Source organism: Cupriavidus pauculus (genome assembly GCF_003854935.1).
GTDB lineage: Bacteria > Pseudomonadota > Gammaproteobacteria > Burkholderiales > Burkholderiaceae > Cupriavidus > Cupriavidus pauculus_C.
The window spans coordinates 2209175-2231935 of record NZ_CP033969.1; the positions used below are offsets into that span (position 1 = coordinate 2209175).

A 22761-nucleotide genomic window follows, 5' to 3' on the forward strand; every position below is an offset into this window, starting at 1 on the left:
TCACCCGCACCCCTTACGGACGGCCAATGCTCGCCTATCTGCTCAAGCGCATCCTGCTGATGATCCCGACGCTGGTCGGGGTGGTGACGCTGACCTTCGTCGTGATCCAGTTCGTGCCCGGTGGCCCGGTCGAGCAGATGATGCTCGAAATGAAAGGCCGCGGCGGCGCCGGCGAGGCCAGCGGCGGCGGGGCGGAATACCGCGGCCGGCGCGGCGTGGACCCCGAGAAGATCAAGGAGATCCAGGCGCTCTACGGCTTCGACAAGCCGCCGCTGGAGCGCTACCTGATGATGCTCAAGCGGTTTGCCCAGTTCGACCTGGGCCAGAGCTACTTCCAGCACCGCAGCGTCTGGGAGCTGGTCAAGTCGAAGCTGCCGGTATCGGTCAGCCTGGGGCTCTGGACGTTCTTCCTGACCTACCTGATATCGGTGCCGCTGGGCATTTCCAAGGCGATCCGGGCAGGCAGCCGGTTCGACGTCATCAGCAGCATGATCGTGCTGGTGGGCTACGCCATTCCCGGCTTCGTGCTGGGCGTGCTGCTGCTGGTGCTGTTCGGCGGGGGCACGTTCGTCCAATGGTTCCCGCTGCGCGGGCTGACGTCCGACGACTGGGAGCAGCTTTCGCTGATGGGCAAGGTGATGGATTACCTGTGGCACCTGGTGCTGCCGATCACCGCGTCGGTCGTCGGCAGCTTCGCGGTGGTGACGATGCTGACCAAGAACGCGTTCCTGGAGGAAATCCGCAAGCAGTACGTGCTGACCGCCCGCGCCAAGGGGCTGTCCGAGCGGCGGGTGCTCTGGAAGCACGTGTTCCGCAACGCGCTGATCCCGCTGGTCACCGGCTTTCCGGCCGCGTTCATCGGCGCGTTCTTCACCGGGTCGCTGCTGATCGAGACGCTGTTTTCGCTCGACGGCCTGGGCCTGCTGTCCTATGAAGCCGTGCTGCGCCGCGACTACCCGGTGGTGCTGGGCACGCTGTACCTGTTTACGCTGATCGGGCTGGTCACGCGCCTGATCTCGGACGTTTGCTACGTGATGGTCGATCCGCGCATTCATTTCGAGGGGATGCACCGATGAGCTTCGGCCCCAAGCACGCCGTGGCGGGCAACGGCCTGCCGCATTCCCTGTCGCCGCGCCAGCGCGCGTGGCAGCGCTTCCGGCGCAACCGGCTGGGCTACTGGAGCCTGGTGCTGTTCGTGATCCTGTTCGTGCTCAGCATGGGCGCCGAGCTGCTGTCCAGCGACCGCCCGCTGGTGGTGCGCTACAAGGGCGAGTACTACTTCCCGATCGTCAAGGTCTACCCGGAGACGACGTTCGACGGCGACTTTCCCACGCGCACGGACTATCTGGACCCGTTCATCCGTGACCGCATCACGTCGAATGGCAATTTCGCCATTTTCCCGCCCAACCGGTACTCGTACGATTCCATCAACTACTTCGCCAAGGAGCCGAACCCGGCGCCGCCGTCGGCCGACAACTGGCTCGGCACCGACGACCGGGGACGCGACGTGCTGGCGCGCCTGCTGTACGGCTTTCGGGTGTCGGTGCTGTTCGGGCTGGCGCTGACCGTGATCGGGGTGCTGATCGGCACGCTGACCGGCGCGCTGATGGGCTTCTTTGGCGGGCGCTTCGACCTGGTGTCGCAGCGGGCCATTGAGATCTGGAGCTCGATGCCCGAGCTGTACCTGCTGATCATCTTCGCGTCGATCTTCGAGCCGAGCCTGGCGCTGCTGATCATCCTGCTGTCGCTGTTCGGCTGGATGGGGCTGTCGGACTACGTGCGGGCCGAGTTCTACCGCAACCGGTCTCTGGACTACGTCAAGGCGGCGCGGGCGCTGGGTTTGTCGAACGTCCAGATCATGTGGCGCCACATCCTGCCCAACAGCCTGACGCCGGTCATCACGTTCCTGCCGTTCCGCATGAGCGCGGCCATCCTGGCGCTGACCAGCCTCGATTTCCTGGGGCTGGGCGTGCCGCCGACGACCCCGAGCCTGGGCGAGCTGCTGGCCCAGGGCAAGGGCAACCTGGACGCGTGGTGGATCTCGCTGTCGACGTTCGCGGTGCTGGTGGTGACGCTGCTGCTGCTGACCTTCATGGGTGACGCGCTGCGCGACGCCTTCGACACGCGCCTGGGGTTGGCCCAGTTGCGCGGCCGCGTGGAGCCGAAGGTACCGGCCGGCGGTACCGCCGCGGAGGCCACGCCATGAGCACGGCCACCCCGATGACGCCGCCCACGCCCGTCTTCCCGGACCCGGTGGAGGCTCCCGCGCCCGGCACCCAGCTCATGTGCGTGGATCACCTGTCGGTCACGTTCGGCGAGGGCGAGCACGCCACGCGCGCCGTGCGCGACGTCAGCTTCGACCTGCGCGCCGGCGAGCGCTACGCGCTGGTGGGCGAATCCGGCTCCGGCAAGACCGTGACGGCGCTGGCCATGCTGCGGCTGGTCGAGGACGCGCACTACCACGGCGCGATCCGCTTCGAGGGCAAGGACCTGCTGGAGGTGTCCGACCGCGAGATGCGTCGCATCCGCGGGTCGGAAATCGCCATGATCTTCCAGGAGCCGATGACGGCGCTGAACCCGCTCTACACGATCGGCAACCAGATCGTGGAGACGCTGGCGCTGCACGAGGACCTGGACCGCCGCGCCGCGCGCGACCGGGCCATCGCGCTGCTGGAGCGCACCGGCATCAGTGACGCGGCCAACCGGTTCAACAGCTTTCCGCACCAGTTGTCGGGCGGGCAGCGGCAGCGGGCGATGATCGCCATGGCGCTGGCCTGCCGGCCCAAGCTGCTGCTGGCCGACGAGCCGACCACGGCGCTGGACGTCACCATCCGCGCCCAGATCCTGGACCTGCTGCGCAGCCTGCAGGCCGAGTTCGGCATGGCCGTGATGCTGATCACGCACGACCTGAACATGGTGCGCGCCTTTGCGCAGCGGGTGGGCGTGATGGAAAAGGGCGTGCTGGTCGAGACCGGCGAGACGGCCGAGGTTTTTGCCAATCCGCGCCACCCGTACACGCGCAAGCTGATCGACAGCCGGCCGCGGCGCGAGGTGCTGCCGCTGGTGCCGCTGGCGCCGGTGCTGCTGGAAACCGATGGGCTGTCGGTCAACTACCAGAAGAAGCGGCCGGGCATCGCCGGCTGGTTCGGCAAGGATGCGTTCGCCGCGGTCAAGGACGTCACGCTGCAACTGCGCGAGGGCGAGACGCTGGGCATCGTTGGCGAGTCGGGGTCGGGCAAGACCACGCTGGCCCACACGGTGCTGGCGCTCCAGCGCAAGAGCGCCGGGGCGATCCAGTTCCTGGGTCGCAGCTTCGACACCTGCTCGCAGAAGGAGCGCAGCGCGCTGCGCAAGCGCATGCAGGTGGTGTTCCAGGACCCGTTCGGCTCGCTGTCGCCGCGCATGACAATCGAGCAGATCGTTGGCGAGGGGCTGGCGCTGCATCAGCCGGGGCTGACGCGCGAGGCCATGCGCGAGCGCGTGATCGAGGCGCTCCGGGAGGTGGGGCTGGACCGCACCGCGCTGGGGCGGTATCCGCACGAGTTCTCGGGCGGGCAGCGGCAGCGCATCGCCATCGCCCGGGTGCTGATTCTGAAGCCGCAGGTGCTGGTGCTCGATGAGCCGACTTCGGCACTTGACGTGTCGATTCAGCAGCAGGTGCTGGCGCTCCTGTCGCAACTCCAGCACAAGTACAACCTCAGCTACCTGTTCATCAGCCACGATCTGGCCGTGATCCGTGCGATGGCGCACCGCGTGATCGTGATGAAAAACGGTGAAGTGGTGGAATCCGGCGAGACCGAAACCGTGCTCGGGGCACCGCAGCATCCGTATACGCGCAAGTTGATGGCGGCGGCCCAGTTGGGCGCGGCCTGAATGATGTGCGCCGCAACACGCTTTGTCACGCGGCGGTAACACGGAATCCTTATAAGGATTCCGAGAAACAGAATACGTTTTGGGTCGTAGTTCGTTGATTTACTAGCGAAATGCGGGAAAGTTGTAACCAACTTTGACACGTCAAGGTTCGGTACTTTACTATCCCGCGATAAGTTTTCACGGGGGTGGTTCGTCCGCCGCATGCTGGCCTTGGGGAAGGCCGTTGTTGCACGCGGCTGGTGCAGTCCTGCTGGCGTACTTCTTGCGTACGATCCGCCCTGATGTTTTCGCGCTGTCCGGCTTTGTCTGATTTGCCGGTCAGCCTTGTCCGATCATCAGGAGAGCCAATGCAAACGGTACTTCATTCCCTGGCGCGCGCCGCTATCGGAATTGCCATTGCCTGCGGTGCGACTGTGTCGAATGGAGTGCTGGCGGATACGGTGTTCAAGGACCCCGACGCCCGGATCGAAGCCCGTGTCGATGGCACGGACGCGCATCCGGAAGGCAAGCGTGGCTTGCTGTCGTCGGTGATGAACTCCACCAGCAACGTTGCCAGCAAGGCTGGCGACCTGGTCATGAACGCGCTGGGCCTGATTGGCGTGCGTTACCGCTTTGGCGGTAACAGCCCCGAATCGGGCCTGGACTGCAGCGGCTTTGTCCGCTACGTGTTCAACGACACCTTCGGCTTCATGTTGCCGCGCCGGTCCGTCGAAATGAGCCAGGTGGGCACCACCGTGGCGGTCAACGAACTGCGCCCGGGGGACCTCGTGTTCTTCAACACGATGCGCCACACGTTCTCGCACGTCGGCATCTACATTGGCGACAACAAGTTCGTGCACGCGCCGTCCACCGGCAGCAAGATTCGCGTCGACGACATGCGCGCGTCGTACTGGGTCACGCGCTACAACGGCGCCCGCCGGATCGACGACTCGGCCAAGGGTTCGGTCGAGAACACGGGCAGCATGATCGAGACGCTCAAGCGCTTCGATCCGAACGCCCAGGGCCGCACGATGCTGGGCGGCTGACGCCCACCGCACCGCTGCGCCAAAAAGAAAAGGACTGCCCCGGCAGTCCTTTTTTGTTGCCCGCGCCGCCCCGCCACCGGTGACACCGTCTGTCATGCCGCTGACGTTTTCTGTCATCGGCGATGACAACGGCTGGCGCGCAGGGCCGGCCGGACGGCTACTGGGTGGCGACAGCGGCGGCAGGGCGCTGGCGAGCCGCCGCCAGTTTGTCGCGCAGGGTGCCCAGCACGGCCGACGTGGCCTGCTCGCCCGCCAGGATTGCCCGGTTGCGCGACGCAAAGTCGCTGCCGCCCATGTCGGGCAGGTCGGGGCGGATCACCACGTCGGCACGCGCCAGTGCCATCCGGTTGATCGACTGGCCCATGATGGCCGTGGTCTGCAGCAGCACGCCGCTCTGCCCGTTGTTCTTCTGGCTGGACGGGTCGGCCGAGATGTTCACGGCGATCACGAAATCGGCGCCCATCTCGCGCGCGGCATCCACGGGCACGGGCTCCACCAGCCCGCCGTCCACGTAGTCGTGCCCGGCGATCGAGACCGGCTGGAACACGCCCGGCACGCTGCTGGACGCCCGCACGGCCTGCCCGGTATTGCCACGCCTGAACACGATCCGCTCGCCGGTCTTCAGGTCCGTGGCGACGATGCCCAGCGGCAGCTTCATCGCCTCGATCGGCCGGTTCTTGACCAGCCGGTTCACGTAGTTCTGCAACGCCTCGCCCTTGAGCCAGCCCCCGAACCTGGTGCCGAACGGCAGCGCCCAGTCGGCGATGGCTGCTTCGTCCATCGTCAGCGCCAGCTTGTTGAGCTGGAAGCCGTCCATGCCCGTGGCGTAGAGAGCGGCCACCACCGAGCCGGCGCTGGTGCCCGTGACGATGTCGGCGTGGATGCCCTGGGCCTCCAGCGCCTTGATCACGCCGATATGGGCAAAGCCGCGCGCGGCCCCGCCGCCCAGCGCCAGCCCGATGCGCAGCGGGCGCGGCGGCGGCGCGGTGGCCACGGGCGGCAGGGTAGGGGCCGGCTTCGGGCCGAACGAGCAGGCGGCCAGCAGCATCGCGGCGGAGGCGCCCAGGAAATGTCGTCGTTGCATCGAGATGGAAGAAAACAGGCCGGAAAGTGATGCGCGGGGCATCGCGACGGTCGCGGCGGGTGACGGAAGGCATGCGCCCGGTGTCAGACCGGTGGCAGCATAAATGATTCCGCGCGCCAATGGCGAGAGAGGCAGCGCGTATAATGCAGCGTTCAACGAAATCCGGCCTGCGCGCATCCGTGCGCGGGCTTTTTTGTTTCTTCCGACCATGACACAACGCGTCCGCACCCGCTTCGCGCCGAGCCCGACCGGCTTCATCCACCTTGGCAACATCCGCTCCGCGCTCTATCCGTGGGCCTTTGCCCGCCGCATGCAGGGCGATTTCATCCTGCGGATCGAGGATACCGACGTCGAGCGCTCGTCCCAGGAGGCGGTCGACGTGATCCTGGAAAGCATGGCCTGGCTGGAACTCGACATCGACGAGGGTCCGTTCTACCAGATGCAGCGCATGGATCGCTACCGCGAGATCGTGCGCCAGATGCTCGACAGCGGCCTGGCCTACCCGTGCTACATGAGCACCGAGGAACTGGACGCGCTGCGCGAGGCCCAGCGCGCTGCCGGCGAAAAGCCCCGCTACAACGGCTTCTGGCGTCCGGAGCCGGGCAAGGTGCTGCCCGAGCCGCCGGCAGGCGTGCAGCCCGTGGTGCGGTTCCGCAACCCCATCGGCGGCAGCGTGGTGTGGGATGACGCGGTCAAGGGCCGCATAGAGATCTCGAACGACGAGCTGGACGACCTGGTGATCGCGCGCCCGGACGGCACGCCGACGTACAACTTCTGCGTCGTGATCGACGACCTCGACATGAAGATCACGCACGTGATCCGGGGCGACGACCACGTCAACAACACGCCGCGCCAGATCAACATCATCCGCGCGCTGGGCGGCGACGTGCCGGTCTACGCCCACCTGCCCACGGTGCTGAACGAGCAGGGCGAGAAGATGAGCAAGCGCCACGGCGCGATGGCCGTGACCGGTTACCGCGACGAGGGCTACCTGCCGGAGGCCGTGCTGAACTACCTGGCGCGGCTGGGCTGGTCGCACGGCGACGCCGAAATCTTCACGCGCGAGCAGTTCGTGGCCTGGTTCGACCTCGACCACCTGGGCAAGTCGCCGGCGCAGTACAACCCCGAGAAGCTCGCCTGGCTGAACAACCACTACATCAAGACCGGCGACAACGCGCGCCTGGCCGAGCTGACGCGCCCGTTCATCGAGGCGCTGGGCGGCAAGGTGGAGGGCGCCAGCCTGGCCGACGTGGTGGCGCTGGTCAAAGACCGCGCGAACACGTTGAAGGACGTGGCGCAAACCGCGCTGCTGTTCTACCGCGGCGAGCCGCAGGCCGATGCCGCGCTGCGCGCCGAGCACCTGACCGACGAGATCCGTCCGGCGCTGCAGGCGCTGGCTACGCAACTGGCCGCCTTGCCGGAATGGAAGCGCGAGGCCATCAACGCCACGTTCAAGGCCGTGCTGGCCGAGTTCGGGCTGAAGATGCCGAAACTGGCCATGCCGGTGCGCCTGCTGGTGGCGGGGCAGCTGCAGACGCCGAGCATCGACGCGGTGCTGGAACTGTTCGGCCGCGACACGGTGCTGCGCCGCCTGGCCGCCGCGTAAAAATGTGCAGAAATGTCTCGGCGGGGGCTTGCGCTCCGGCCGGGACTTCAGCATAATCTCGTTCTCCCTGCTGCACGACGCAAGTCAAGCGGATCGGTTGAAAAGCTGAAAAAAGGGACTTGCAAAACGCAGCGATTGATTTATAATCGCCGCTTCGCCGGAAAGCAGTAAATCTGGCGGCAAGCGTAGTAAATGGCAGTTACTATGGGGCTATAGCTCAGCTGGGAGAGCGCTTGCATGGCATGCAAGAGGTCAGCGGTTCGATCCCGCTTAGCTCCACCAAAGTTTCTGTCCCCTTCGTCTAGAGGCCTAGGACATCACCCTTTCACGGTGAGTACAGGGGTTCGAATCCCCTAGGGGACGCCAGACATTGGACGTAACCAGACGTCCAGTTGGCTGTCCGAAGCGAAGCTTCGGGTAGCAACCAACAACGGAGCGGTAGTTCAGTTGGTTAGAATACCGGCCTGTCACGCCGGGGGTCGCGGGTTCGAGCCCCGTCCGCTCCGCCAGACTGAACCCGCTTGGGTAACACCAGGCGGGTTTTTATTTGGGTGAGAGGTGATGTTTCGATAATCACCGTTCGATTACCCCGAAGCAAATGTTGTCAGCTTCGAAAAATCGAAGATAATCGCGGCCCCAGCAATCGCTGCGATTATCAGGCAGTATTGGAAGTATTATGGGGCTATAGCTCAGCTGGGAGAGCGCTTGCATGGCATGCAAGAGGTCAGCGGTTCGATCCCGCTTAGCTCCACCAGATTCAGGAAGCAGCGACGCAGTAAAAAGTTGCTTCGGATCGCGAAAGTTCTGGTAGAATGCCGGACTTCGCGGCAAACGACGGAAAGCGTTGCTTGCAACAGTTTCTGTCCCCTTCGTCTAGAGGCCTAGGACATCACCCTTTCACGGTGAGTACAGGGGTTCGAATCCCCTAGGGGACGCCAAAACAGCCGGGCGTAATCAGACGCCCAGCGGTTAGCCGGAATATCCGGGTAACAGCCGAAAACGGAGCGGTAGTTCAGTTGGTTAGAATACCGGCCTGTCACGCCGGGGGTCGCGGGTTCGAGCCCCGTCCGCTCCGCCAAATTTAAAAAAGCCTGCGCAAGCAGGCTTTTTTTTCGTCTGTACGGAGCGGAGGGCGCTGCCTGCGCAGCGCCCGGCGGGGCGAGAAGGGATTCGCTTGCAAGCGAATCCGCGGCCTGCAGGATGTGGGCGAGCCCCGTCCGCTCCGCCAAACTTAGAAAAGCCTGCGCAAGCAGGCTTTTTTTTCACCCATACGGAGCGGAGGGCGCTGCCTGCGCAGCGCCCTCCTCAGACCCCCTCCCGACTCACCTTCCTGAAATACCGCACGAGCAGCGTCCCGGCGATCGCCAGGCTCACGCTGTTGGCCAGCCAGAAGCCCGAAGCGCCGCGCGTGAAAGCGGGCAACGTGTCGATCAGGCCGAAGCCGAGCACATAGCCGCCGCCCAGCCCCACGCCCCATAGCGACACCGCATAGATCAGCGTCGGGATCAGCGCGATCTTGTATGCGCGCAGGATGAACGCGCTCATCACCTGGATGGCGTCGAACGCCTGGTAGAAGGCCACGAACAGCATCAGGGGCAACGCCTTGGCCACCACGGCCGAGTCCTTGGCGTACGCCTGCAGCAGCGGCTCGCGCAGGCACCAGAGCAGGGTGCCGATCAGCAGCGCCAGGCCGGCGCCAAAGCGGATGCCGCGCCAGCCGATGCGCCGCGCCGCCGCCATGTCGCGCGCGCCGATGGACTGGGCGACGAGCGTCGACGTCGCGATCGACAGCGACAACGGCATCATGTACGCCACGGCGCTCAGGTTGGCGATGATCTGGTGCCCGGCCAGCGTCTCGGTGCCCATCCGCGTGATGAAGATCGACATCAGCGTGAACGATGTGATTTCAATCAGGTACGTCAGCCCCATCGGCACGCCCAGCCGCAGCAGCGGCTCGATGCGGTCCCAGCGCGGCCATTCCCAGTGCGTGAAAATGCTCAGCGGCCGATAGGCGCCGCCGAATCGCAGGATCGCCAGGCCGGACAGGCACCAGACCCACGTGATCAGCGTCGACGCCAGCGCGCAACCGGGGCCGCCCATCGCCGCCACACCCAGGCCGCCGTGGATGAACCAGGCGTTGAGCGGCACCTTGAGCGCCAACCCGGCGATCTGCAGCACCGTGACCATGATCGGCCGTGACAGCGCGTTGTTCAGCGCCATGTAGATCCGGAACGCAAGCGCCGCCGGCAGGCCGAGCGCGACGATATGGAGATAGCGCGATGCCTTGTCGACCAGCTCCGGCGGCGCCTTGGCGAACGCCAGCACCGGCCCTGGAAACAGCAGCAGCAACATGCCCGGCACGGCCAGCGCCAGCCCCAGCCACGCGGCCTGCCGCACCTCCGCGCCGATTTCCGCGCTGCGGCCGGCGCCGTATAGCTGCCCGGCGATGGGCGCCAGTGCCTGCAGCACGCCCATCAGGCTGATGTAGACCGTCACGTAGATCGATCCGCCCAGGCCAACCGCGGCCAGGTCGGCGGCCGACGCGCGGCCGGCCATGATCGTGTCGATCACGCCGAAGGCAATCACGGCCAACTGGCCGACCAGCACCGGGGCGGCCAGGTGGACGATGCGACGGATATCCTGCAGCGCGCTGCTCATCGTTGGGTAGGGGAGTTTTGGGGGCGCCCCGGCGCCACGGCCGGGGAGAGATCGGCGAGCCCAGGGCCCGCCGTCATCGGGAATGGGCCTTACTGGCGCGGCAGCCGGCGACGGGTCGGGGCCGGCGCGGGCTTGATCTGGGACATATCGACCAGCCGATACATGCGGAAGCGCTCGTCACGGTCGGCGGGGCGGCGGCCTTCCCAGATCAGGCGCCATTCGAAATGCGAGATATTGCCCGGCGCGCCATAGTCCACGGCGTCGTGTCGCAGCAGCACATCGCAGCCATCGGCGGGCCCGCCAAAACGGATATGGCCGAAGTACGCGAACGACGCCAGTTGCGCATCGCCCATGCGGATCGGCTGCACGCACTGGTACGTCGAAGGCAGCGCCATGGCGGCGGCGCGCGCCACGTCGCGATAGGTCTTGCCGTAGTTGATCGACGGCAGCCACAGCGTCATGGCCATGACCCACATCAGCGTCGTGCCGGCCGCCGAGATCACCACCGGCCGCCAGATCTGCTTGGGCGCCCGCGACAGGCGCCAGCGCACCACCAGCACCCATGCCACGGTCGCGGCCAGCGCGATGACCACCGCGCTGATCGTGAACGTGTGCTCGAAGCCGGGAATCTGGCGGAACACGTTGTTGGCGATCCTGGGCGGCCAGCCCGTGGTCTTGGCGATCCACATGAACCAGACCGTGCCGCCGAAGATCGTGAAGAACAGCAGCGCGAACCAGTCCACCGCGTTGATGGCCGCGCGCGGCAGCGTGGGCAGCGCGAACGCGGCCAGGATGGCCATCGGCGGCAGCAGCAGGATGAACTGCACGTCGCCCGGGCTACGCTGCAGCACCAGCAGCAGGAACAGCATCGCCAGGATGGCTAGCGGCAGCGCCACATGGGGCGCGCGCCGCATGCCGCGCCACGACAGCCACGCGAAGGCCGCAATCGGCCACACGGGCCAGGCGAACAGCAGGAAGTTGCGGGCGATGAAGCCGGCCGTCGGCAGCGACGGCGGGCCGTAGGTGCGGCGGTCGTAGCGCGCCCATTCGCGGATGTAGGTCACGCCGTCGTCGGTCACGGCCGCGCCCAGGTAGACGGCGGCCATCCAGATGGCGACGATGGCCAGCGCCACGGGCACGCCAATCTGCAGCAGCCGCTTGAGCGGCACAGGCTGCGAGACGGCGCCCGCGATCAGCGCCGCCCCCAGCAGCGCCGCCGCCAGGATCGGCCCGCTGGCCAGGCACAGCGCCGCCAGTCCCACGCCGAACCAGAGGCTGCCCTGCACGGGCTTGTCCAGGCTGCGCACCATGCCGTAGAGCATGAACGCGATGAAGCAGACCTGCCCGACCTGCGCCGTGGTCTCGTGGCCGCGCATCGCCAGGCCCACGCAGGCCAGGAAGATCAGCAGCGCGCCATCGGCCAGCGCGCGGCCGTACGACCGCGCGTCGGGCTGCCCGCCGAAGGCGAACGCAAACGGCTGCACCTCGTCGCGGCGGCCCAGCAGATAGGTGGAATACCAGATGAAGGCGCAGGTGCCGAAGTAGAACAGCGCCGTGGCCAGCCGCGACGCATCCGGCGCGCCCAGCCAGCCGCCGAACAGCCGGATCATCAGCCCGCCCACCCAGTACACCAGCGGCCCTTCCTGGCTGAACGGCCGCCCGACGATGTTGGGCATCAGCCAGTCCTGCACGCCGCCGATGCCGAGCTGCCACATCACGCCGAAGCCCGCGGCATCCTCGTTCTTCCACGGATCGCGGCCGAACAGGCCGGTCAGTCCGTAGATGATGCAGATCGCCAGCAGCAGGTAGCGGGGCAGGGCGCCCGTGGCCGCGGCGGTCAGGTGGACAGGAGAGGTCTTGGTGGCTTGGGACATCGGCAGTGAATCCAGGCGGGCCGGCAGGGCGGGGGCAAGCCGCTATTGTCGGCCACAAATGCAAAAAGGCAGCCGATGCTGCCTCTTTGTCAGGTCGCGCGCCGCGGGAGCATCCGTCCTGCCGCGCGCCGCGGTTGCCCGGTAGTGCTGGGCGATTACTTCTTGGCTGCCAGCTTGCTGCCGAACTTCTGGCGGAACTTCTCGACGCGGCCAGCCGTATCCATGATCTTCTGTTGGCCGGTGTAGAACGGGTGCGATTCCGACGACACTTCGATCTTGGCCAGCGGGTAGGTCTTGCCTTCGTGTTCGATCGTGTCCTTGGTCTGGATCGTCGAGCGGGTCACGAACTTGAAGTCGTTCGACACGTCGTGGAACAGGACTTCGCGATAATTCGGGTGAATGCCTTCTTTCATGGTGCTTCCTTTCAGGTTGGGTAGCCAGTCCGCTCTCATGGCGCCGCAGCTTGCTTGCGGCGAGCGAACCACTTGCCGGTAACGGGCAAACCGGGATTATGGCAGAAAAACAAGAGGCTGGGCAAGATTCGTGGCCGCCTCGGGCCTGCCTGCCACACCTTCCGGATATGCCGGATCAGGCACCTGTGGCCGGGTCTTGCCGATAGAACGTGGCGAGCGTCGCGTAGAGCGTGGGCCAATGGGTCCGAAGCCCGCCCGGATCGACGAAAAATGACTCCGACGCCACCGCGAAGAACTCGCTCGGGGCCTCGCAGCCGTACGGGTCGATCACCCGCAGGCGCGGCGGCAGCCGGTCGGGCGTATCCCAGGCCGAGTCGGGCAGCGCGTCGCAGGCATCGGCAAAGGCGTCGTACTCGGTCAGCAGCGTTTCGGCCCACTGCTCGGCATCGAGGCCCGGATGCAGCACGCGCGAGAACGGCGGCACGCCGTCGGGCTCGCCATCGAGCATGTCCAGCTTGTGCGCGAACTCGTGGATGACCACGTTGTACGAATCCGAGACATTGTCGAGCCCCGACCCGGACAGGTTCACGTCCTGCCATGACAGGATCACCGGGCCATGCTCCCACGCCTCGCCGCTGGCTTCCTCCTCCACGCCGTGCACCAGGCCGATCTCGTCCTCGACGGTCTTGCGGATCAGGAACTCGCCCGGATACAGCACGATGCCGTGCCAGCCGCGATACCACTCGATGCCAAGCTTCAGGATCGGCACGCACGCCTGCACGGCCACGCCGACCACCATCTCGTCGGTCAGCTCCAGTTCGTGCGCGGTGGAGTATTCCTTGCCCGCGATGAATAGCGTGGCCAGTTCGCGCAGCGCCGCCAGGTCGTCGGCGCCGTACCGCTGCACGAAGGGCAGGGTGGCGACGGTGCGTTGCCACAGGTCGTCGGGGATGGCGTAGTGCGCGAGCTGGCGTTCGCGCGAGCGGGCGCGCAGGTAGCTGGACAGTTTGCCGAACATGGTCAGGAGCGTCGGAAAGTAAAAAAGGCGCACCCGAAGGGTACGCCTTTTTGTACGACTGGCAACTGCCGGCGGTCAGCCGCCGCGTCGCATCATGTCGAAGAACTCCGCGTTGTTCTTGGTCGGCTTCATCTTGTCGAGGATGAATTCCATGGCCTGGACCTCGTCCATGTCCGAGATGAACTTGCGCAGAATCCAGATCTTCTGGAGGATTTCCGGCTTGATCAGCAGTTCCTCGCGGCGCGTGCCCGACTTGTTCAGGTTGATGGCCGGGTAGACACGCTTTTCCGCCAGGCGGCGTTCCAGGTGCACTTCCATGTTGCCGGTGCCCTTGAACTCTTCGTAGATCACGTCGTCCATGCGGCTGCCCGTTTCGATCAGCGCCGTGGCGATGATGGTCAGCGAGCCGCCTTCTTCCAGATTGCGCGCGGCGCCGAAGAAGCGCTTCGGGCGCTGCAGCGCGTTGGCGTCCACACCGCCGGTCAGCACCTTGCCCGATGCCGGCACCACGGTGTTGTAGGCGCGCGCCAGGCGGGTGATCGAGTCCAGCAGGATCACCACGTCGCGCTTCAGTTCCACCAGGCGCTTGGCCTTCTCGATAACCATTTCGGCCACCTGCACGTGACGGATGGCCGGTTCGTCGAACGTCGACGCCACCACCTCGCCGCGCACCGAGCGCTGCATTTCGGTCACTTCTTCCGGCCGTTCGTCAATCAGCAGCACGAACAGGTCGGCTTCCGGATGGTTGTTGGCAATCGCGTGGGCGATGTGCTGCAGCATCACGGTCTTGCCGGACTTCGGCGATGCCACCAGCAGCGCGCGCTGGCCGCGGCCGATCGGGGCGATCATGTCGACGATGCGGCCGGTGATGTTTTCCTCGGCGCGGATATCGCGTTCGAGCGTGAGCGGCCGGTTCGGATGCAGCGGCGTCAGGTTCTCGAACATGATGCGGTTCTTCACCGCCTCGGGCGGCTGCCCGTTGACCTTGTCCACCTTCACCAGCGCAAAGTAGCGCTCGCCGTCCTTGGGCGTGCGGACCTCGCCTTCGATCGAATCACCGGTATGCAGGTTGAAGCGGCGGATCTGCGACGGGCTGATGTAGATGTCGTCAGTGCTCGCCAGGTACGACGTTTCCGGCGAGCGCAGGAAACCGAAGCCATCGGGCAGAACTTCCAGCGTGCCGTCTCCGTAGATGGTTTCGCCCATCTTGGCGCGCTTCTTCAGGATCGCAAACATGAGTTCCTGTTTGCGCATCCGTTGTGCGTTGTCGATCTCGAGCGTTGCCGCCATTTCGAGAAGCGCAGACACGTGAAGCGATTTGAGTTCTGTCAGGTGCATAGACAAGGGGTACAGAAGGGGCCCGGACGGGCGAGACCTAGGAGGGGGAAAGAATGAGCGAACGCTCGGGGAAGTTGTTGGGTCGCATCTTAGCACAATCCGGCCGGCGCGCCAGGGCTGGCGCGCGCAGGGCCGGATCGTGCCGGGCCGGAGCGTCGGGCTCCGGCAAACGGGTGCTGGCTTAGACCTGGCCGTCCAGGAACGAGGTGAGCTGCGACTTGGACAGCGCGCCAACCTTCTGGGCCACGACTTCGCCGTTCTTGAACAGGATCAGCGTCGGGATGCCGCGGATGCCGAACTTGGCCGGCACCTGCTGGTTCTCGTCCACGTTGATCTTGGCGATCTGCACGCGGTCGCCGTAGTCCTTGGCCACCTCGTCCAGGATCGGGGCAATCATCTTGCAAGGGCCGCACCATTCGGCCCAGAAGTCCAGCAGCACGGGCTTGTCGGACTTGAGCACGTCGGTGTCGAACGATGCGTCGCTCACATACTTGATTTGGTCGCTCATGGCGGGGAACCTCAGGTTTCGCTCAGTTTATGTTGAAGGCGGGCCGATGCCGTGGGGCTGAACCGCAACCTTACACGACAATCGTGCGGGGCCGCCGGCCGGCAGTGCGTGGCGACACGCGCCGCCATTGACGCCGATATGTTACCAGCTTGCCGGAATTCAAGCCCCGGGCCCGCCCGTCGCGCGCCGCGCGCCACCGGGGCGGGCGCGGCGCCTTGGGGGGCATTGTGCCGCGCCCCGGCCGCTGTTGCCGATGATAGTTTCAATCGGCGCGAAAGGCTGGCTCAATCGGCATCCCTCAAAGGTGGTATTTTGGCGGCGCGGCGGGGGCCGGCGTGGGGTTTTCCCGTAGCGGCGGGCGCCGGGCATGATCTAGAATCCACTTGAACGGATCGCATCCGTGATGCGCGTAGAATGGCAGGCCGGATGCGCCAACCCTGCATCTTCCGACAGAGGCCACCGATCATGACGTCCGATCCCCGCAAGCCTGATTCCGACACGCCCGACCCCGACCAGCTCAGCGACGCCCTGGCGCACCTGAGCAGCGCCGTCGAGTCCGACAGCATCGCCACCGGCGCGGCCAAGGGCCTCGTCTACAGCGTGATGGAAACGCTCGGCACGCTGATCGGCGACCCCGACCTGCCTGAACATGCGCGTTCGGGCTACGAGGGCCTGCTGGAAACCGCGCGCGAACTGCGCGCCCGCCTGGAGGGTGGCGGCGACCGCTGACACCCCCCGGCACGCATCGGGGGCGCCCCGGGCAGCCCCCGCATCCGCATCGGTCCCACGCATCCATGACCCGGCTTTCGTTCCCTCCCGGCCCGTCGTTCCTCGACCAGGCCGCCACGGCGACGTGGTATTTCCTTGATCACTGCGGCCCGGCCGCGTCGGCGGCCCACGTGGTCGTGCCGACGGCCGCGCAGATCCCCGGCGTGCGCCAGGCGCTCGATGCCGCCGCGCGCGCGGCCGGCCAGCCGCGCCTGCTGCCGCGCGTGCTGACGCTGGGCCACTGGCTGCTGGATTTGCCGCCCGACCTCGATGCCGAACCCCGGCCCGCGCGCAGCCACGCCGCGCGGCTGTTGGCCGTGCAGCAGGCCATCCGCGCGCAGGATTGGCTCCGTGGGGCCTTTGGCGCGCAGACCGAGGGCGCGGCGTGGGGCCTTGCGCAGACGCTGCTGTCGATCAGCGACGAACTGAGCGCCCGCTGGCTGGAAGACGCGGCGGTCCGCGACGATGACGACATCGACGGCGACGACCGCGCCGCGCTGCTGCAGGGCGCGCTGCAGCGCACCTACGCGCACCTGTCCGAGCGCTTCCTGGGCCAGGAGGCCCAGATCGTGCTGGCGTTCTGGCAGATGCTGTCCGGCCCCGACGATCCGCTGCCCACGCGGCGCCGCGCGCTGCAACGGCTGGCGCAGCAGGTGGCGGGCCCGGTGGTCTGGATCGGGCCGACGCCGCCGGAGCCCATCGAGGCCAGCTTTCTGCGCCAGGCCGGCGAGATGGTGCCGACGATGGAAGTCGGCTACGACTGGACCGGCGGCGCCGATCTTCCCGCCTTCGATACCCCCGCCGACACCCCCGCCGACTGGTACCGCACGCTGCTGGCCCTGTGGCCCGAGGCGCGCCGCGGCGAAGGCGTCGATGCCGCGCCCATGCCCGCGCTGCCCCGGACGCTGCCGGCCAGCCGCCCCAGCGTGCGCGTGATCGGCAGCGCCCGGTTCGAGGACGAGGCGGCCGCCGCCGCCAGCCAGCTCGTGCAATGGCTCAACGAAGGCCGCAAGCACGTGGCGCTGGTGGCCCACGACCGCGTGGTGGCGCGCCGCACGCGCGCGCTGCTGACGCGCGCCGGGGCCCCGGTCCGCGATGAAACGGGCTGGAAGCTGTCGACCACGCGCGCCGCCGCCGCGCTGATGCGCTGGTTCGACGTGCTGGTCGGCGACGGCGACACCGCCGCGCTGCTCGACCTGCTGAAGTCCCCGTTCTGCCTGCCCGCCGCCGACCGTCGCGGCGCGGCCATCGCGCTGCTGGAGCGCCAGATCCGTCGTGACGCGCTCACGGGCGGCTGGTCGCGCCTGCGCCATCTGTTCCCCGAGCGCGCCGGGACCACGGTCGTGGACGCCGAGGCGATGGCGGCCAGCGACACGGCGCTGCACGTGCGCGCCGCCGCGCGCGCGCTGATCGCCACGCTGGCCGACGAAGCCGCGCAATGGCCACGCGGCCACGCGCAGCAGCCGCTATCGGTCTGGCTGGCCCGGCTCGACGCCACGCTCGATACGCTCGGCATGCGCGCCGCGCTGGCCGACGACGACGCGGGCCGCCAGTTGCTGGACGCCCTGGCGCGCTTGGCCGAGCTGCCCGACGACGAGACCGGCAGCCACGCCTCGCTGAATCAGCAGGAATTCCGCGCGATGCTGGCCGCGCTGCTGGAGACCGTCGCCTACAAGGAGCCGTCCGCGCCGGGCCCGTCGCGCATCACGATCCTGCCGCTCAATGGCGCGCGGATGCGCCGCTTCGACGGCGTGGTGGTGGTGGGCTGCGACGATGCCCAGTTGCCGTCCAGCGCGGCCGAGCTGATGTTCTTCTCGAACCAGATGCGCCGCGAGCTGGGGCTGGAAGACCGCGAGGCGCGCTTCGCCCAGCAGGCGCGCGACCTGGCCGAAGTGCTGCTCAACAATGACGATGTCGTGCTGACGTGGCAGCGCTACGGCAGCCGGGGCGAGCCGCACCACGTCTCGGGCTGGATCGAGCGGCTGTCGGCCTGCTGCGCGCGCGCCGGCGCGCCGATCGAGGCCAACGCGCCCCAGCCGCCGCTGGAAACCGTCGCGCGGCCGTCGTTCATGCCCGCGCCGTCGGCGCCCGCGCACGTGCCCACGCGCTGGAGCGCGGCGGCCTACAACATGCTGCGGCGCTGCCCGTACCAGTTCTTTGCCGGCCGCATGCTCGGCCTGGCCGGACTCGAAGTGCTGAACGACGACCTGGAAAAGCGCGACATCGGCAACCTGCTGCACCGCGTGCTGCTGCAATACCACCAGGAAATCCACGATGCCGGCGAGCGCGACGACGCGCGGCGGCTTGCGCGCCTGCGCGAGATCACGGACACGGTCTTCGGCAAGCAGATGGCCGACGACGGCAACGCCATCAGCTACTACCGCCGCTGGTGCGAGGTGCTGCCGTCGTACGTCGCCTGGCAGGCCGCGCGCGAGGAAATGGGCTGGCACTGGCGCGGCGGCGAGCTCGACGCCGGCGTCGACGTGGCCATGCCCGACGGCGTGCCGCTGCGGCTGGCCGGCCGCATCGACCGGCTCGACAAGGGCCCGGACGGCGCTCACGCTGTGCTCGACTACAAGACCCAGCCCGCCAGCCGCCTGCGCCGCAAGGCCGGCGATGCCGAGGAAGACTGCCAGCTCGCGTTCTACGGCCTGCTGCGGGCCGATGCGGTGGCCGGTAGCTGGGTGGCGCTGGAAGGCGTGAAGCAGGGCGGGCGCGACAGCGCCCCGGGCGCGCAGCGCGAAGTCGACCTGCCGGAGTTCCAGGCCGCCGTGACGTGGCTGGAGCGCCAGCTTCGGCACGATGTGGGCCGCCTGCGCCAGGGTGCGAAGCTGCCCGCGTTCGGTGACGCCGCGGCCTGCACCTATTGCGAAGCGCGCGGCCTGTGCCGCAAGGGCTTCTGGGAATCCACCACCTTGCCCGACCTGAAGACATGAGCCAGAGCCACGACATCCACGCCTACCTGCGCGACGGTCAGCCCGTCGGCGAGGCCGATTTCACGCGCGCGGCCTGCGATCCGGCCCGCTCGGTGGTGGTGGAAGCCTGCGCGGGCAGCGGCAAGACCTGGCTGCTGGTGGCCCGGCTGGTGCGACTGCTGCTGGCAGGCGCCGCGCCGCACGAAATCCTGGCCATCACGTTCACGCGCAAGGCCGCCGAGGAAATGCGCGAGCGCCTGCTGGAGGTGCTGGCGCAACTGGCCAGCGGCCCCGACGACGCCGTGCTGGCCCAGCTTGAGATGCGCGGGCTAGACCCGCAGGCCGCGCGCGCCGCGCTGCCGCGGGCGCGCGTGCTGCACGCGCAGGTGCTGGCGTCGCCCGGCCGGATGGCCATCGACACGTTCCACGGCTGGTTCGGCACGCTGCTGCGCGGTGCGCCGCTGGCGTCGGGCATCGTCCCCGGTGCGTCGCTGCGCGAGGACGCGCTGCGCATGAAGCGCGAGGCGTGGGCGCCGTTCTGGCGCGCGCTGGCGCAGCCCAGGCATGCCGAGCTGCGCCAGGCCTACGAGCAACTGGTCGATGCGATTGGCGATTTCCAGACGCGCAGCCTGCTGGACCGCATGTTCCACGCGCGCAACGAGTGGTGGGCGTTCCGCGAGGCCGGCGACCCGGCCAGCCGGCTGGCCGCCGACCTGGGCGACGACGCCACCACCGACGTGCTGGTCGACGCGCTGGCCGACGACGACTGGCTCGAAGCCTGCGCACAGCACGCGGTGACGCTGGGTCGCGCCGGCAAGACCGAGCAGACGCACGCCACGCGGCTGATGGACGGCCTGCGCGCCATCCGCGCCTGGCGCGACGCGGGAGCGGCGCCCGGCGATGCCGCCACGCAGGCGTTCCACGCGCTGCGCGCCGCGTTCTTCACCGACGCCGGCAAGCCGCGCGCGATGAAGGCCACGTCGGCACTGGTCAAGGTCTGCGGCGGCGAAGGCGCGGCCGAAGACCTGCTCGCCTGCATGGCCGCGCATTGCGCCCGGCTCGACGAGATCGCCACGCGCCGCTGCGAGGCCGCGGTGCTGGCCATCAACCTGGCGCTGTACCGGCTGGGCGACGCGCTGCTGGACCGCTACCAGCGCCACAAGGGCGAGCAGCGCGCGATGGACTTCGCCGATCTCGAATGGCTGGCCGCGCGGCTGATGGCCGACGAGGAAACCGCCACCTACCTGCAGGTGCGGCTCGACGCGCGCTACCGCCACCTGCTGCTCGACGAATTCCAGGACACCAACCCGCTGCAATGGCGCATCCTGCAGGGCTGGCTGGCCGGCTACCAGGGGCTGGGCGACAAGCCGACCGTGTTCCTGGTGGGCGATCCCAAGCAGTCGATCTACCGCTTCCGCCGCGCCGACGCCCGCCTGTTCGACGCCGCGCGCGAGATGCTGCAGGCCGATTTCCGCGCCACCGTGCTGCGGACCAACCGCACGCGCCGCAACCGGCCCGAGGTGCTGCACTGGGTCAACGCCGTGTTCGACCACGCGCGCGCCGAGGGCCGCTATCCGCTGTACGAGACGCAGACCACGGCGCTGCACGACCCGGGCGGCCCGGTCTGGCTGCTGCCGCTGGTGCAGGCCGATGAGGCTGAGGAGGCCGCCGAGGCCACCGGGGGCAAGGATGACGATGGCGGGGCGGACGACACTGGCGACGGCCATCGCGACACGCTGACGCAGCCGCGCGTTCAGCAGGGCGATTCGCTGCGCTTCGAGGAAGGCCGGCGCGTGGCCGCGTGGCTGCACTACCTGCGCGACCACGTGCCGGTGCGCGAGGGCGAGGGCCCGAAGCAGGTATCGCGCCGCGCCACGTGGCGCGACATGCAGCTGCTGGTGCGGCGCAAGACCCATCTGCCCGACTACGAGCGCGCGCTGCGCGAGGCCGGCATCCCGTGCCTGAGCCCGCGCCGGGGCGGGCTGCTGACCACGCTGGAGGCGCTGGACCTGTCGGCCCTGCTGGCGTTCCTGATGACGCCCGAGTCAGACCTGGACCTGGCCCACGTGCTCAAGAGCCCGATCGTCGGCGCCACCGATGACGACCTGCTGCGGCTGGCGTCGATGGAAGGCGAGGGCGGCTGGTGGGCGCGCATCGGCGAGCAGGGCTTGCCGCCGGACACGTCCGACGCGCTGCGCGGCGGCATCGCGCGGCTGGCGGCGTGGCTGGCGCTGGCGCCGCACAGGCCCGTGCACGACCTGATCGACCATATCTACCACCATGGCGAGGTGCGCCGCCGCTACGCGGAGGCCGCGCCGTCGGCCATCCGCGAGCAGGTGCTGGCCAACCTCGACGCGTTTCTGAAGCTGTCGCTCGACCTTGATGGCGGGCGCTATCCGAGCCTGCCGAAGTTCATCGACGAGTTGCAGGAGATCCGGCGCGGTGACGAGGACGAAAGCCCCGACGAGGGCGGCATGGGCGAGGGAATGGAAGAGGCCGAGGCTGGCCCGGACGACGAGGTCGACAGCCAGCTCGATGCCGTCCATATCCTGACCGTGCACGCGGCCAAGGGGCTGGAGGCGCCGTTCGTCGTGCTGCTGGACGCCAACCACAGCGACCCGGCGGCGGACCGAGGCGGCATCCTGGTCGACTGGCCGCCCGCTTCGCCCGCGCCCCGGCATTTTTCCGCCTACGGCAAGCGCAGCGAGCGCGGGCTGGCGCGCGCGCCGATGTTCGAGGCCGAGGCGGCGCTGGCCGAACGCGAGAACTGGAACCTGCTCTACGTCGCCATGACGCGCGCGCAGCAGGGGCTGCTGGTCAGTGGGGTGATGGGGCGCGCCAGCAAGCGCGAGGAGTCGCCCGGCGCCGAGATCGCTGGAAGCTGGTATGTGCGGCTGGCCGCGGCCGGCGTGGGCGACGCGGTCACGCCGTATCCCGAGGACGTGCAGGCCGGCGCCAGTGCCCATGCGGCGGACAGCGAGCGCGTGCGCTACACCGACTTCCGGCTGCGCTACCGCGATGCGGCCGAACTGCAGGTGGCCGATGGCACGGAGGCGTTCGAGGACGACCCCGAATCAACGGTATTCGACGCCCAGGCCGCCGCCCACGGCGAACTGGTGCACGCGCTGCTGGAACGGCTGACGCGCTATCCGGACGCATACGCCGGCGTGCCAGACGCCGCCACGGTGATGCGCTGGTTCCCGCTGACGGGCGCCGGCGCCCCGCAGGCCCGCGAACAGTGGCAGCGGCAGGCGGAAGCGGCCGTGGCGGACCTGCACGCGATGCTGGCGGCGCCCGCGCTGCGCCCGCTGCTGTTCGCGCAGGACGCCGTGGCGGCGCGCAACGAGGTCGAGCTTTATGACGACCGGGGCCGGCTGCTGCGGATCGACCGGCTGGTGGAATTCGACGACCGCGTGGTCATCATCGACTACAAGCAGCGGCTGCTGCCGCAGGAGCACGCGGCCTACGGCGCCCAGTTGCGCCGCTACGTGGCAGCCGTGCAGCCGATGTTCCCGGGCAAGCGCGTGGAGGCAGGCGTGGCCACGGCGGCCGGCGAATGGATCGACGTGCAGGCGCTGCAGGCCGCGCCCCGGCCGCCGACGCCAATTGCCACGACGCAGCAAGGGTCGTTGTTCTGATGCCGGAAATGGGCGCAGAATAGCCGCTGGCCCTTCTTTTCGC

Annotated in this window: 15 protein-coding genes and 6 tRNA genes; 14 read left to right on the forward strand and 7 right to left on the reverse strand. The window is 68.1% G+C overall.

Annotation, left to right across the window (positions count from 1 at the left end; genetic code table 11):
• Window positions 1-26: 26 nt before the first annotated feature.
• The 4 genes from EHF44_RS11940 to EHF44_RS11955 all read left to right on the forward strand — a co-directional run bounded on the left by EHF44_RS11940 (window position 27) and on the right by EHF44_RS11955 (window position 4898).
• Complete coding sequence (locus EHF44_RS11940) at window positions 27-1076, forward strand: microcin C ABC transporter permease YejB (protein WP_124683931.1); 1050 nt, start codon at window positions 27-29, stop codon at window positions 1074-1076.
• On the forward strand, window positions 1073-2206 hold the full coding sequence (locus tag EHF44_RS11945) for an ABC transporter permease (protein ID WP_124683932.1): 1134 nt from the start codon (window positions 1073-1075) through the stop codon (window positions 2204-2206). The genes EHF44_RS11940 and EHF44_RS11945 overlap by 4 nt, the downstream gene beginning before the upstream one ends.
• A gap of 77 nt (window positions 2207-2283) precedes the next feature.
• Complete coding sequence (locus tag EHF44_RS11950; protein ID WP_437340329.1) at window positions 2284-3873, forward strand: ABC transporter ATP-binding protein; 1590 nt, start codon at window positions 2284-2286, stop codon at window positions 3871-3873.
• A gap of 347 nt (window positions 3874-4220) precedes the next feature.
• On the forward strand, window positions 4221-4898 hold the full coding sequence (locus EHF44_RS11955; protein WP_124683934.1) for a C40 family peptidase: 678 nt from the start codon (window positions 4221-4223) through the stop codon (window positions 4896-4898).
• 157 nt (window positions 4899-5055) lie between these two features.
• Here EHF44_RS11955 and EHF44_RS11960 read toward each other — a convergent pair whose 3' ends face one another.
• Window positions 5056-5982, reverse strand: a complete 927-nt coding sequence (locus EHF44_RS11960; RefSeq protein ID WP_124683935.1) for a patatin-like phospholipase family protein — start codon at window positions 5980-5982, stop codon at window positions 5056-5058.
• 208 nt (window positions 5983-6190) lie between these two features.
• Here EHF44_RS11960 and gltX point away from each other — a divergent pair, with 208 nt between their 5' ends.
• The 7 genes from gltX (at window position 6191) to EHF44_RS11995 (ending at window position 8666) form a co-directional block, all read left to right on the forward strand.
• Window positions 6191-7588, forward strand: a complete 1398-nt coding sequence (gene gltX / locus EHF44_RS11965; protein WP_124683936.1) for a glutamate--tRNA ligase — start codon at window positions 6191-6193, stop codon at window positions 7586-7588.
• A gap of 206 nt (window positions 7589-7794) precedes the next feature.
• A tRNA-Ala gene (locus EHF44_RS11970) sits at window positions 7795-7870 on the forward strand.
• Between the two features lie 8 nt (window positions 7871-7878).
• Window positions 7879-7954 (forward strand) — tRNA-Glu (locus EHF44_RS11975).
• Window positions 7955-8020: 66 nt separating this feature from the next.
• Window positions 8021-8097, forward strand: a tRNA-Asp gene (locus tag EHF44_RS11980).
• A gap of 169 nt (window positions 8098-8266) precedes the next feature.
• A tRNA-Ala gene (locus tag EHF44_RS11985) sits at window positions 8267-8342 on the forward strand.
• Between the two features lie 108 nt (window positions 8343-8450).
• Window positions 8451-8526 (forward strand) — tRNA-Glu (locus tag EHF44_RS11990).
• Window positions 8527-8589: 63 nt separating this feature from the next.
• Window positions 8590-8666: transfer RNA gene (locus tag EHF44_RS11995), tRNA-Asp, on the forward strand.
• Between the two features lie 227 nt (window positions 8667-8893).
• On the opposite strand, the gene EHF44_RS12000 is transcribed toward EHF44_RS11995, so the two are convergent.
• The 6 genes from EHF44_RS12000 to trxA form a co-directional block, all read right to left on the reverse strand.
• Entirely contained in the window at window positions 8894-10246 is a 1353-nt protein-coding gene (locus EHF44_RS12000; RefSeq protein ID WP_124683937.1) for an MATE family efflux transporter, read from the reverse strand.
• An 89-nt stretch (window positions 10247-10335) separates the two neighbouring features.
• Complete coding sequence (locus EHF44_RS12005) at window positions 10336-12120, reverse strand: ArnT family glycosyltransferase (protein WP_124683938.1); 1785 nt, start codon at window positions 12118-12120, stop codon at window positions 10336-10338.
• Window positions 12121-12275: 155 nt separating this feature from the next.
• Window positions 12276-12533: a type B 50S ribosomal protein L31 gene (locus tag EHF44_RS12010; protein ID WP_061959698.1), complete on the reverse strand. Its 258-nt coding sequence runs from the start codon at window positions 12531-12533 to the stop codon at window positions 12276-12278.
• A gap of 175 nt (window positions 12534-12708) precedes the next feature.
• Window positions 12709-13551 (reverse strand): M90 family metallopeptidase, encoded by an 843-nt coding sequence (locus EHF44_RS12015; RefSeq protein WP_124683939.1) that lies wholly within the window; start codon window positions 13549-13551, stop codon window positions 12709-12711.
• A 75-nt stretch (window positions 13552-13626) separates the two neighbouring features.
• Window positions 13627-14889 (reverse strand): transcription termination factor Rho, encoded by a 1263-nt coding sequence (rho, locus tag EHF44_RS12020; RefSeq protein WP_061959700.1) that lies wholly within the window; start codon window positions 14887-14889, stop codon window positions 13627-13629.
• A 181-nt stretch (window positions 14890-15070) separates the two neighbouring features.
• On the reverse strand, window positions 15071-15397 hold the full coding sequence (gene trxA, locus EHF44_RS12025; RefSeq protein ID WP_124683940.1) for a thioredoxin TrxA: 327 nt from the start codon (window positions 15395-15397) through the stop codon (window positions 15071-15073).
• A gap of 465 nt (window positions 15398-15862) precedes the next feature.
• Between trxA and EHF44_RS12030 the strand changes: the two genes are divergently transcribed.
• From EHF44_RS12030 to EHF44_RS12040, 3 genes are all read left to right on the forward strand, one after another.
• Entirely contained in the window at window positions 15863-16126 is a 264-nt protein-coding gene (locus EHF44_RS12030; RefSeq protein WP_124683941.1) for a hypothetical protein, read from the forward strand.
• 65 nt (window positions 16127-16191) lie between these two features.
• On the forward strand, window positions 16192-19101 hold the full coding sequence (locus EHF44_RS12035; RefSeq protein ID WP_124683942.1) for a PD-(D/E)XK nuclease family protein: 2910 nt from the start codon (window positions 16192-16194) through the stop codon (window positions 19099-19101).
• Window positions 19098-22718 (forward strand): UvrD-helicase domain-containing protein, encoded by a 3621-nt coding sequence (locus EHF44_RS12040; protein WP_124683943.1) that lies wholly within the window; start codon window positions 19098-19100, stop codon window positions 22716-22718. The genes EHF44_RS12035 and EHF44_RS12040 overlap by 4 nt, the downstream gene beginning before the upstream one ends.
• Window positions 22719-22761: the final 43 nt, after the last annotated feature.

Excerpts from the sequence above, each read along its gene's own strand:
- EHF44_RS12005 (WP_124683938.1), bottom strand. The coding sequence starts at position 12,120 with ATGTCCCAAGCCACCAAGACCTCTCCTGTCCACCTGACCGCCGCGGCC.
- EHF44_RS12035 (WP_124683942.1), top strand. The coding sequence starts at position 16,192 with ATGACCCGGCTTTCGTTCCCTCCCGGCCCGTCGTTCCTCGACCAGGCC.
- EHF44_RS12010 (WP_061959698.1), bottom strand. The coding sequence starts at position 12,533 with ATGAAAGAAGGCATTCACCCGAATTATCGCGAAGTCCTGTTCCACGAC.
- gltX (WP_124683936.1), top strand. The coding sequence starts at position 6,191 with ATGACACAACGCGTCCGCACCCGCTTCGCGCCGAGCCCGACCGGCTTC.
- EHF44_RS11960 (WP_124683935.1), bottom strand. The coding sequence starts at position 5,982 with ATGCAACGACGACATTTCCTGGGCGCCTCCGCCGCGATGCTGCTGGCC.
- EHF44_RS12000 (WP_124683937.1), bottom strand. The coding sequence starts at position 10,246 with ATGAGCAGCGCGCTGCAGGATATCCGTCGCATCGTCCACCTGGCCGCC.
- EHF44_RS12030 (WP_124683941.1), top strand. The coding sequence starts at position 15,863 with ATGACGTCCGATCCCCGCAAGCCTGATTCCGACACGCCCGACCCCGAC.
- EHF44_RS11955 (WP_124683934.1), top strand. The coding sequence starts at position 4,221 with ATGCAAACGGTACTTCATTCCCTGGCGCGCGCCGCTATCGGAATTGCC.
- EHF44_RS12015 (WP_124683939.1), bottom strand. The coding sequence starts at position 13,551 with ATGTTCGGCAAACTGTCCAGCTACCTGCGCGCCCGCTCGCGCGAACGC.
- EHF44_RS11945 (WP_124683932.1), top strand. The coding sequence starts at position 1,073 with ATGAGCTTCGGCCCCAAGCACGCCGTGGCGGGCAACGGCCTGCCGCAT.
- EHF44_RS11950 (WP_437340329.1), top strand. The coding sequence starts at position 2,284 with ATGTGCGTGGATCACCTGTCGGTCACGTTCGGCGAGGGCGAGCACGCC.
- trxA (WP_124683940.1), bottom strand. The coding sequence starts at position 15,397 with ATGAGCGACCAAATCAAGTATGTGAGCGACGCATCGTTCGACACCGAC.
- rho (WP_061959700.1), bottom strand. The coding sequence starts at position 14,889 with ATGCACCTGACAGAACTCAAATCGCTTCACGTGTCTGCGCTTCTCGAA.
- EHF44_RS12040 (WP_124683943.1), top strand. The coding sequence starts at position 19,098 with ATGAGCCAGAGCCACGACATCCACGCCTACCTGCGCGACGGTCAGCCC.
- EHF44_RS11940 (WP_124683931.1), top strand. The coding sequence starts at position 27 with ATGCTCGCCTATCTGCTCAAGCGCATCCTGCTGATGATCCCGACGCTG.